Below are 9,892 nucleotides of genomic sequence, written 5' to 3' on the forward strand. Positions count from 1 at the left end.
ACATACTTCCCAAACAGGCCCTAGTAACCCCCGAATACAACCATAGTTACCCGGCGTCACTGAAGGCTGCCATCAACTGGCACTTCACCCAGTGGACCGCGAAGCCGGTCGCTTTTGTCAGCTACGGCGGCGCGGCGGGCGGTCGACACGCAGTCCTGCACCTGGAGAACGTCCTCACCGAGCTGCACGCGGTGACCATTCGCGACGGGCTGGCATTCCCGAACTATTTCGTGAACTGGGATGCTGGTCGGCCAGCTGATCCCGACGCTCCCGGCTACGCCAAGACATTGTTCAACCAGCTTGCCTGGTGGGCCGCCGCACTCCAGAAGGCGCGCGCCGAGGTGCCCTACCTCGACTAGTGGTCCGCCTGGTACCGGCACGCGATACCGCTGGCCGAAGCCCGCTACGCCGTCTGTCTCAAAGAGTATGACCAGTGAGCGCGGTTCACAACTAGGACGCGGTTCACAACTACGACAAGGACGGCTTCCTGGCGGAGTTCTTCCCTGACGATCCCCAGCCCCGCCCCGTGCTCGATGACCGTGGTCTTGAACCCGGCGTCCACCCACGCCTCGTGCACCGACGGGGCGACGGCGACGACCCGGTCCAGGCTCGTCCTCGGCCAGCCCCTGTTCGTCTCCACGCAGGCCCTCTGTCTATAATGACAACCGTTTTCATCAACGAGAGGACTGTGATGCGTTCGCGACCACCGGCTCCGGGCCGCACCGCAGCTGCCCACACCGAGGCCCGCTCGTCACTCACGGTGCTCTGCGGTTTCTGGTCGTCGACGACCTTCGCCGTGGCCCGGGCGATGGTGGCGGCCGACCGGTCGTCACTCCTGACGACCAGCATCCCTGGCAATCATGAGAACCGTCTTCAATAGTGGGAGATGGTGGCACATGACTGGCCCATGGAAGACGCCGGCCGGCCCGGGCGTCGCCGCCGAGCTGGGAGCCGTCGCGGAGACGTTGCTGATCCCGCTGTACGGGCGGGCGTCGCTCGCGGTCGCGGCCGGTGGCTGGAGCTGGATCTTCCTGACGCGATGGCGCTGCGCCGCCGCTTCTTCAGCGACGGCACCCGCCGCCGGCACCTGGCCGGGTCCGTCCTCGACGACGACTGGCTCGAGGTCGCCGCGGACACCGGCCCGGGGCCATGGATGTTCGTGGCCGAGGCCGTGCTCGGGTTCCTCGACGAGCACGACGTCCACAACGTGCTTGCCCAGGTCGCGGGCCGGTTTCCCGGCAGCCTCGCCGCCTTCGACAGCTGGGGCGAGTGGATGCGGCAGAACCAGGAACAGCATGACGCGCTGAGCAAGGTCGACGCCCGCGCCCGCTGGTTCTGCGAAAACCCGGCCGACCTGGAACGCCAGGTGCCCGGGCTGGAGATCCTCGAATCCCGGACCCTGCCCGAAGCCCCACGGGCCGTACTCGACCGGCTGCCATCCGAGGTATCCGCAGCGATGCCGGCCAGGCATGAGGACCCGCAGGTGCGCTCCTACCGACTCAACCTGGTCCGGCTCGGGGAGCCGTCGACCGGCTGACGTTGTCGAAACGAGCGAGGGCGGCCCGAGTCCGCTCCAGGCGATGCAGGCAACCAGCGCGCCCGCCGGACCACCCACCGAAGCCACCAGCAGAAAGTGCTCGCGCGGACCGACGGCGAATCGCAGACAGACCTCGCGCAAGACTAACCAACGCGCTCATCTGCTGATGACAGGACGTCCGGCTGCCCGCATGACGCCGCTTCGGGCCGCCGAGTTGAGGAGGTGGGTGAACGTCAGCCGTAGCTGGGATCGAGCGGGGTCGCGGGACGCGCGGCAACGGCGTCGATCGCGGGATCGGCGAGGACCGCGTCGATCGCGGCGTGGCTGGCACCGATGTAGGTGGAGTAGCCGTCGATCTCGGTGGCGACAAGCCAGGCCCGATCGTAGGGCCACCACAGACTCGCGCACCTCCACTCCACCGGCGCCGGCAACATCGGGGCGGCGCTCACCGGCCCGGTGAGCAGGTGGTACGCCCGGTTAGCTGTCCGCACACGCATCGGCCGGTCCTCCCAGGCGCGCGTCTCAGCGAGGCCGAAACTCTCCCAGAGGCAGAAGTACGCCTGGTCCGGCGTGTCGGTGAAGCTGGACAGGACCCTCGCGAGAGCCGCCGTCTCCCGCGCGTCCAAGCCTCCGTCAGAGGGTCGCCCCCAATGGTCGGAACCGGCGACGAGGTCGTCGAACCGGGTCTCGGCCGTCAGCGCCACGCCTCGGCATGCGGCGATCTCGGACCACCGGTGTCGCCGTCCCACACCCTCACGGTCGTAAGTCGGCGGCAGCACCCGGGCATAGGCCGCGAAGACGGGCGGCACCATCGCCGCGACCGTTGCGGCTGACGTGGTAGCGGCCAGGGCTGCCGCTACCCACGCCGCCGGACTGACGTCGGGCAGCAGCGACATCCCCGGCGCCCACGCGACCGGCTCCCCCATGTCCATCAGCCCACTCTGCCAGTCCCCACCCTCCTGATCGGGCCATCAGCCTTCCGTCGTAGGTCGTGGCCCCGTCGGCGGCCCACGGGATCCTGCGCGACATCGCCGGCCGCCGTGTAACGATGCGCGGTCGGCGAGGATGGTATGTCCATGAGCACATCTACGCCTCGCCGTCCGGAGCACAGGTCGGGACGTAAATCAGGATCGACGCCCACGTTGCTGGGCTACCCGCGCAGCTCCCTGCTGGTACCCGTGGTCGCCGCACTCGGCGGGCTGGTCTTCGCGGCCTGGAAGCCCGGTGTCATCCGATCGGCGTTCGCCAGCCCGCGCAGCGTCGCCTTCACGCTCGTCATCATGGCGGCGGTCGCCGGCCTCGGCTTCCTGCTGCCCAGACTGGGGAGGGGACCGGTGCTCACCGGGGCAGCACAGGCCGTGCCGGTGCTGCTCGCGTTCGTCGTCACAGTCCTGCCCGCGTTCCGAAACGTGACCGTCGAGGAGGAGTTACCCGCCGACGTCACCGCGGTCCTGTCGACCCGACCGTCCCCGCCCGGCGCCGCCCCGCAGGCGGGGCCGGCACCCGGGCAGACGCCGCCCCGGCCGCCGGCCCCGACGCAACCGGCGGCCGGGGCGGATGTCGTCGAGCTGGGGCGGGCGCAGCTGGTCGGCATCGACCACGACGCGACCGGGACCGCGCGACTCATCCGGCTCGCGGACGGCTCACACCTCGTCCGGTTCGAAGACCTCGACGTCGAACCCGGGCCCGACTATCAGGTGCACCTGGTGCCCGGGGCCGACAAGACCGACCCGGCCGGCAGCACCCGGCTCGACAGGCTGAGGGGGAACCTCGGCGACCAGAACTACCCGGTGGCCGCCGACGTCGACATCGACACGCCCACGACCGTGCTGATCTGGTGCCGAGCCTTCGCCGTGCCGATCGCGGCGGCCACCGTCGGCGTCTGAAGGCACCCACCACCTGCAAATGCGGCTTGGGGTGGGGCGTAATCGCAGTCGCGGTTGCGTCGCGATCAATCGCTACATTTTTGTCACGATGTAGTGAACCGCGCACCGATCTCCGCCTGAAGCCATTCAAGGTGTCGTGCGTCGGCACACGAAGGGGCTGCGGACGCTTTGACTTCAACGGCGGCGATCGCCTGGAGATATCTGCGAAGCCGAGGGCTAGGGCTTCCCGGGTCGCGCTGCAGAATCGTCGGCCGGACCAGGAACGGGCGAAGACCTGGGGGCACGACGTGCGTGTGTTGTTGTCGACCTATGGGGGACGCGGTGACGAGGGAAGGCAACGAGAGATGAGGACGTGCCCAACACGAGGTTCGACAGAGCTGGAGGTGCCGGTGATTCGATCGGCCAGTGCAGTGGAAGAGAGCACGGCTGCCCCGGAGGTATCGCGATGAGCGAGCAGTACGTGTTGGGTCTTCAAGAGGTTGACGAGATGCAGGTCGCGGTCGTTGGCGGCAAGGGTGCGCACCTGGGGGCGCTGTCGCGGATCGAAGGCATCCGCGTGCCGGCTGGCTTTTGCGTGACGACGGACGCCTTCCGGCGGATCATGGCGGAAGTGCCGTCGATTGAGGGTCGGCTCGAGCAGCTGTCGCGCCTGAAGCCGGATGACCGGGAGGCGATCCGCACGCTCAGCGCGGAGATTCGCCGGACCATCGAAGGGATCGCCATCCCGGGCGATCTCGCGGCGGCGATCCTCCGGCACGTCAGCCGGTGCTGGGCCTCGCTGTTCACCGAGCGGGCCGTGACCTACCGCCAGCGCAACGGCGTTGACCACCGTACGGTCCACATGGCGGTGGTCGTGCAGCAGATGGTCTTCCCTCATGCGGCTGGCGTCCTGTTCACAGCCGACCCCGTCACGTCCAACCGGAAGGTCGCCTCCGTGGAGGCCAGCTTTGGCCTCGGTGAGGCCCTGGTCTCCGGCCTGGTGAACCCGGACGTCTTCAAGGTGCGCGACGGCGAGGTCATCGCCGAGGCGGTCGGCGCCAAGCAGCGTGCGGTTCACGCCTCGCCGGCGGGCGGGACGCAGGAACAGGCGATCGACCTGGAGCGGCAGGAGCAGCCGACGCTGACGGCTGCGCAGGTCGTGCGGCTCGTGCAGCTCGGCCGGCGGATCGAAGCGCACTTCGGCCGCCCCCAGGACATCGAATGGTGCCTGGTCGACGACGGCTTCCAGATCGTCCAGAGCCGGCCGATCACCACGCTGTTCCCCATCCCCGAGTCCGGCGACCGGGAGAACCACGTCTATGTCTCCGTCGGCCATCAGCAGATGATGACCGACCCCATGAAGCCCCTGGGGCTCTCCTTCTGGCAGATGACGACCCCCGCGCCCCGGCGGCCGCCTGTTCGTCGACGTCACCCAGAGGCTGGTCTCGCCGACGAGCCGCGCCGGCTTCCTGGAGCTCATGGGGAAATCCGATCCGCTGACCGGGGACGCGCTGCAGACCATCCTCGAGCGCGACGGCTTCATCCGGCCGCTGCCTGACGAGGGTCCCCCCGGGCCACTGTCCGGCGGCGCGCCAGCCCCGATCGAGACCGATCCGGCCATCGTCACCGAGTTGATCGGGCGCAGCGAGGCTTCCATCGCCGCCTCGGAACGCGACATCCGGACGAAGTCGGGAGTGGCGCTGCTCGACTTCATCCGGGTGGACCTCCAGGAGCTGAGGCGGATCTTGTTCGATCCGCGGAGCCATCAGGTGTTCATGTCGGCGATGGAGGCCACCTGGTGGCTCAACGAGCGGCTGGAGGCGTGGCTGGGCGAGAAAAACGCGGCGGACACGCTCACGCGGTCCGTGCCCCACAACGTCACGTCGGAAATGGGGCTGGCGCTGCTCGACGTCGCTGACGTGATCCGCCCACATCCGGGCGTGGTGGCGTTTCTGCAGCACGTCGAGGACGAGGGTTTCCTGGACGCGCTGCCCAAGCTCGCGGGCGGGCGGGAAGCGCGAGACGCCGTCGAGGCCTGGCTCGACAAGTACGGCATGCGCTGCGTCGGCGAGATCGACATCACGCGGCCGCGTTGGCGTGAACGCCCCTCCACGCTCGTGCCCATGATCCTCGGCAACATCAAGAACTTCGAGCTGGGCGAGAGCCGACGACGCTTCGAGCAAGGCCGGCAGGAGGCCTGGAAGAAGGAGCAGGAGCTGCTGGAGCGATTGCGGGCCCTGCCGGACGGGGAGCGCAAGGCCGACGAGACGAAGCGGATGATCGACCGGGTCCGGACCTTCATCGGGTACCGGGAGTATCCGAAGTACGGCATGGTCAGAGCCGCTACTTCGTGTGCAAGCAGGCCTTGTTGGAAGAAGCCGAGCGCCTCGTACAGGCCCACGTACTTCGTGAGAAGGAGGACATCTTCTACCTCACGTTCCAGGAGCTCCACGACGTCGTGCGCACGAACCGCGTGGATGACCGGCTCATCGGCCGGCGCAAGGACGCGTTCAGGTCGTATCAATCGCTCACGCCGCCCCGGGTGCTCACGTCGGATGGCGAAGTCATCGCCGGGGCGTACCGACGCGACGATTTGCCGGCCGGCGCGCTGAGCGGCCTACCGGTCTCCGCCGGGACCATCGAAGGGCGGGCCCGCGTCATCCTGGACATGGCACGGGCCGATCTCGAACCGGGCGACATCCTCGTCACGGCCCACACGGACCCCAGCTGGACGCCCCTCTTTGTCGCCATCGCGGGCTTGGTGACGGAGGTCGGAGGATTAATGACTCACGGCGCGGTGATCGCACGGGAGTACGGATTGCCGGCCGTCGTCGGTGTGGTAGATGCCACCCGACTGATCCCCGATGGGCAGCGGATCCGCGTGCACGGCACCGACGGGTACGTCGAGATTCTACCCTGACTGATCACACCGAGAACACCCATCCGTGGCTTCCGACCAAAACAACGCTAAACGCTAAGAAGTTAATCTTTCTGGGTTAGGATTCGGAATGAAATAACTTGTTCACTTCGGGGTCCTCGCGAGCCCGTGACCTGCGAAGACGCATATTGGCTTGCATTAATTACTTCATTACGAATTCTTACGCGGATGTGGGCGCGTCCTCGGCGGCGAGGCGCTCGCAACGTCGTTTCCCCCACTCGCCCAGCGGGCGGAGGGCCTCGTTGAGGGACGTGCCGTGCTCGGTGAGGGACAAGGACGAGGGCGCCGGGATAGTCCTCCAGCGTGGCCTCCAGCTCCTCGACGAGCGTGAGGGACAGGTGATTGGTCGGGTCGCCCTTGGCCTTCCGTAAGCGCGGAGTCTTCATCACCTCCGGCACGCTGGAGCGAGTGTGACAGCCGGACTCGGCCAAGCTGAGATCAGATCGTTGCTGGAGGAACTGGACGCCGAAGACGACGTCCCGGCCTCAGATTCGAACGGATCCACGGGCCCCGGCCCACCCGCGCCGGGGCCGGCGCGGGGCCCGTCCGGACCGGCGCTACCCGCCGAATGCGGCAAGTGCCTCGTCGATGACCGCATGACGATGGTGCAGCCCCGGCTCGTTGCGCCCGAAGACGAGCTCAGGCCGCGCCCCCGACGCCATGTTCTTCTGGATGTCGATCGCCATGCGGTAGTCCTCGTCGCGCACCGTGGCGTGCGCGTACTCGAAGATCTCGTCCGCGGCGGTTCGCGTCGCCTCGTCCGTGAGATCCATCGGCGACGCGTTCTGGTGGTAGGTGATCGAATGACCCGGCCCGCTCCCGGGATAGACCCGGAACACCTCGCCGTTGACGACGGTGACCGAAAGGACAATGTTGGGGAACAATGCGTAGATCACCACGAGGTTGTGCAGTGGTTCCCATTCTTCCTCGGGCTTGTCCGCGAGGTCCGTGATGTGCCGCATCGGGAAGACCAGCCGATAGTGCGGGCCGAAGGAGTCGAACAGCGCGCAGTTGCTCTTGGTGATCAGCGCGAACGTGTCCCGGTGCACCGTGGCGAAGTGATAGTTCTCGGCGAACGTGTCAAGCGCGAACTTCCAGTTGATCGGGAAGTCGAGCACCTTCTCGCCCACCGAAGCCCAGCTACCGATGTCCCAGGACGCGAGTTCCGGGCCGAGCTCTCCCAGGTGGGCGTCGATGTCCAGGGGACCGCTGTCCGGCTGGAGACCGACCCACAGGAATCCGGAATGCTCCGCGGCGGGCAGTTGCGTGAGGCGGGGCTTCCCGGCCATCGTCGAGGGGAAACCTTCACGGCCGGGTCCGCCGACGAAGTCACCCTGGGCGTCATATACCCAGGCGTGATACGGGCAGACGAACCGTTCGGCCACGCCACAGCCCTCCGCGACCGGCGCCTGGCGATGGGCGCAGACGTTCTGGAAAGCCCTGACCGTGCCGTCCTCGCCCCGGGTCAGAAGCACGGGAACGCCCATGACGGTCTTCGTGCAGTAGCTTCCGGGTGCCGGCAGCTCAGAGCGGTAGCCGACAAGCTGCGGAGAGCGCAGGACAAGCTCGCGCTCGCGCTCGAAGCGTTCCTGGCCCGTGTACGCCAGGGCTGGCTGGCGGCGCTCAGCGGGCACCATGTCGGTTGTCTTGTCCATCGCGATTTTGAGCGCCCGTCGAGTGAGATCGATGAGCTCGTGGCGGTCGATCTGAGGCCTCCTTGATGCGGCAGTCCTGATACGGCGGTTACGTCATGCCAAGAGTGCCGAAGTATCGGCACAAGATCGCATATGACGTAGTAGCGAAATCGTATATGCCCTCGGCCAAACGCCGTTGAGCCGACATCGTCGAATTCTCAACAGGAGCGACGGTGTCACTCTATGTGCAACACCGACAATAATCCCGGGTAGATGGGTACGCTATGTCATAGACATACAACCCTGCGTAGACGACACCCGAACGGATGGTCAGGCCGAGCCGATGGTCAGGGCGAGCAGGTGCTGCCGGGCTGACCGAAACCCGGCCGGGAGAGGTCGAGGTCGATCCTGTTGTCCGGGCCGAGGACGCGCGTGCGTTCCAGGACGCATTCCCGATGCGTCACGGTGTCGGTGACGGTGATGCGCTGAGGGCCGGCGTAGAGCGATCCGCTACTCTAGTCGGACGACCCGGTGCTGGTGCGAACGGCGAAGGAGGAGATCGGGTAGCCGGTGGAGGAACGGGCGTGGCCACCGAAGATGACGATCCGCACCCGGCCCGGTGCCGGCGGCCGGCCGCGGTCGGTCAGTTGCCCGCTGATCCGAGCGGTCCCGGGGTCGCCGAGGGCGGTGAGGGCGATGCGGCCGATGGCGACGGAGTACGTCCAGCCGTGTGCCCAATGGTCGAACCGGTCGATGTAGAAACGCGAATGGACAACCTCGGCGTCATGCGCCTGATCCGAGTAGAACTCGAACGACAGGCCGGCGGTGCGCGCTCCCCAGTCGGTCCGCAGCAGACCACCCCGGACCAGGTCGGGCTGGGTGTTGCTCATGAAGTAGCCGGCCGGGAAAAGCAGGCCTCCGCCGGGAGGGAAACGGGAGTAGGTGGTGTAACTTCCCCGCTCCTGGCAGGCGTTGACGAAGGCGTCGCCCGTACGGGTCCGCGGGTCGTAGTTCTGGCAGGGAAGGTACGGTCGGCTGGTCGACCCGAGCACCAGGTCCACACCGACCGCACCGCCGATCGATGTCGGGCCTCCGTTGCGATCCGTGAACCCCTCGAAGGGAACCGCGACGCCCTCGCCGCGGGTGGGACCGCCGGCCGCCCTGACCGGCGACGATGTCGCCATGGAAAGTAAAATGATTACGACCGCGAGCAGGAAAGCTCTCCTCCCCTCACGCGTCCTCGCGCTCCAGACCCGGGTACGAGCCAGCCCGCGGATCATGTCGACGTCCTCTCGCCTGGGGAGCCTCTGCCATCAAGCCGATGACACACGCAGGGAGGGGTCGCGGCGGCGGTGCTTTCCATAACCGACACGCAGTCGTTGCGAAACCGCAAGGAGAATGTCCGCTCGTGCTCAGCCTCCTGGAGCCCCCTCGTTCCCGTCTCCGGGCCGCGACTACGGCACGCGGCTACGGCACCTGGGGAACCGATCAGATGACACGCATGGGATGAGAGGGATAAAATGGCCGGTTGGATTCCGACGGTAGTCGTGACGGGTGCGGGACGGGGAATCGGCGCGGCGATCGCCACCGATCTCGCCCGGCGCGGATATCACGTGGTCGTGAACTACCGGCGGGATGCCGCGGCCGTCGCGGCCGTCGTCGCCGGCATCCAGCGGGACGGCGGCCAGCGGAGGTCAGCGGCCGATCCAGGTCAGGGGCCGGCGGAGGTCTCGGCGAGCTCCGCGACGAACGGACGGCACTCCCGCCACGCGGCCACCTGCTCGGGCCGGCCGAAGACCTTCAGGTAGTTCTCGACGTTGGTCTCGTCGATCTCGCCCAGCACGACGGGTTCGAAGTCGGTGCCGTCCTCCCCGACGAAGGCCGGCAGCGGTTCCAGCACAGTGTCCAGACTCGGATA

8 protein-coding genes and 3 pseudogenes are annotated in these 9,892 nt (G+C 67.4%); 5 read left to right on the forward strand and 6 right to left on the reverse strand.

Going from position 1 to position 9,892, the window contains the following annotated elements; genetic code table 11:
• Window positions 1-359: NADPH-dependent FMN reductase (locus ACY45C_RS10745; protein WP_462187478.1), on the forward strand; the 359-nt coding region annotated here is incomplete at its 5' end.
• A 44-nt stretch (window positions 360-403) separates the two neighbouring features.
• Here ACY45C_RS10745 and ACY45C_RS10750 read toward each other — a convergent pair.
• Window positions 404-640: a hypothetical protein gene (locus tag ACY45C_RS10750; protein WP_462187479.1), complete on the reverse strand. Its 237-nt coding sequence runs from the start codon at window positions 638-640 to the stop codon at window positions 404-406.
• A gap of 399 nt (window positions 641-1,039) precedes the next feature.
• Here ACY45C_RS10750 and ACY45C_RS10755 point away from each other — a divergent pair, with 399 nt between their 5' ends.
• Complete coding sequence (locus tag ACY45C_RS10755) at window positions 1,040-1,537, forward strand: hypothetical protein (protein ID WP_462187480.1); 498 nt, start codon at window positions 1,040-1,042, stop codon at window positions 1,535-1,537.
• A 233-nt stretch (window positions 1,538-1,770) separates the two neighbouring features.
• On the opposite strand, the gene ACY45C_RS10760 is transcribed toward ACY45C_RS10755, so the two are convergent.
• Complete coding sequence (locus tag ACY45C_RS10760) at window positions 1,771-2,469, reverse strand: hypothetical protein (RefSeq protein ID WP_462187481.1); 699 nt, start codon at window positions 2,467-2,469, stop codon at window positions 1,771-1,773.
• A 144-nt stretch (window positions 2,470-2,613) separates the two neighbouring features.
• Here ACY45C_RS10760 and ACY45C_RS10765 point away from each other — a divergent pair, with 144 nt between their 5' ends.
• Entirely contained in the window at window positions 2,614-3,423 is an 810-nt protein-coding gene (locus tag ACY45C_RS10765; protein WP_462187482.1) for a DM13 domain-containing protein, read from the forward strand.
• Window positions 3,424-3,868: 445 nt separating this feature from the next.
• A pseudogene (rph, locus tag ACY45C_RS10770) lies at window positions 3,869-6,322 on the forward strand (rifamycin-inactivating phosphotransferase).
• Between the two features lie 272 nt (window positions 6,323-6,594).
• On the opposite strand, the pseudogene ACY45C_RS10775 reads toward rph, so the two are convergent.
• From ACY45C_RS10775 to ACY45C_RS10785, 3 genes and pseudogenes are all read right to left on the reverse strand, one after another.
• A pseudogene (locus ACY45C_RS10775) lies at window positions 6,595-6,693 on the reverse strand (ATP-binding cassette domain-containing protein); the annotation flags it as partial.
• Between the two features lie 204 nt (window positions 6,694-6,897).
• A complete protein-coding gene (locus tag ACY45C_RS10780; RefSeq protein WP_462187489.1) occupies window positions 6,898-8,046 on the reverse strand; it encodes an aromatic ring-hydroxylating oxygenase subunit alpha in 1,149 nt (382 codons plus the stop codon).
• A gap of 443 nt (window positions 8,047-8,489) precedes the next feature.
• Entirely contained in the window at window positions 8,490-9,254 is a 765-nt protein-coding gene (locus ACY45C_RS10785; protein ID WP_462187483.1) for a hypothetical protein, read from the reverse strand.
• Between the two features lie 240 nt (window positions 9,255-9,494).
• On the opposite strand from ACY45C_RS10785, the gene ACY45C_RS10790 reads away from it, so the two are divergent.
• Window positions 9,495-9,782, forward strand: coding sequence for an SDR family NAD(P)-dependent oxidoreductase (locus tag ACY45C_RS10790; protein ID WP_462187484.1), 288 nt, complete (start codon window positions 9,495-9,497; stop codon window positions 9,780-9,782).
• Here ACY45C_RS10790 and ACY45C_RS10795 read toward each other — a convergent pair.
• Window positions 9,686-9,892: pseudogene (locus ACY45C_RS10795) on the reverse strand (isopenicillin N synthase family oxygenase); the annotation flags it as partial. The gene ACY45C_RS10790 and the pseudogene ACY45C_RS10795 overlap by 97 nt on opposite strands.

It is taken from the genome of Frankia sp. CcWB2 (assembly GCF_977927585.1).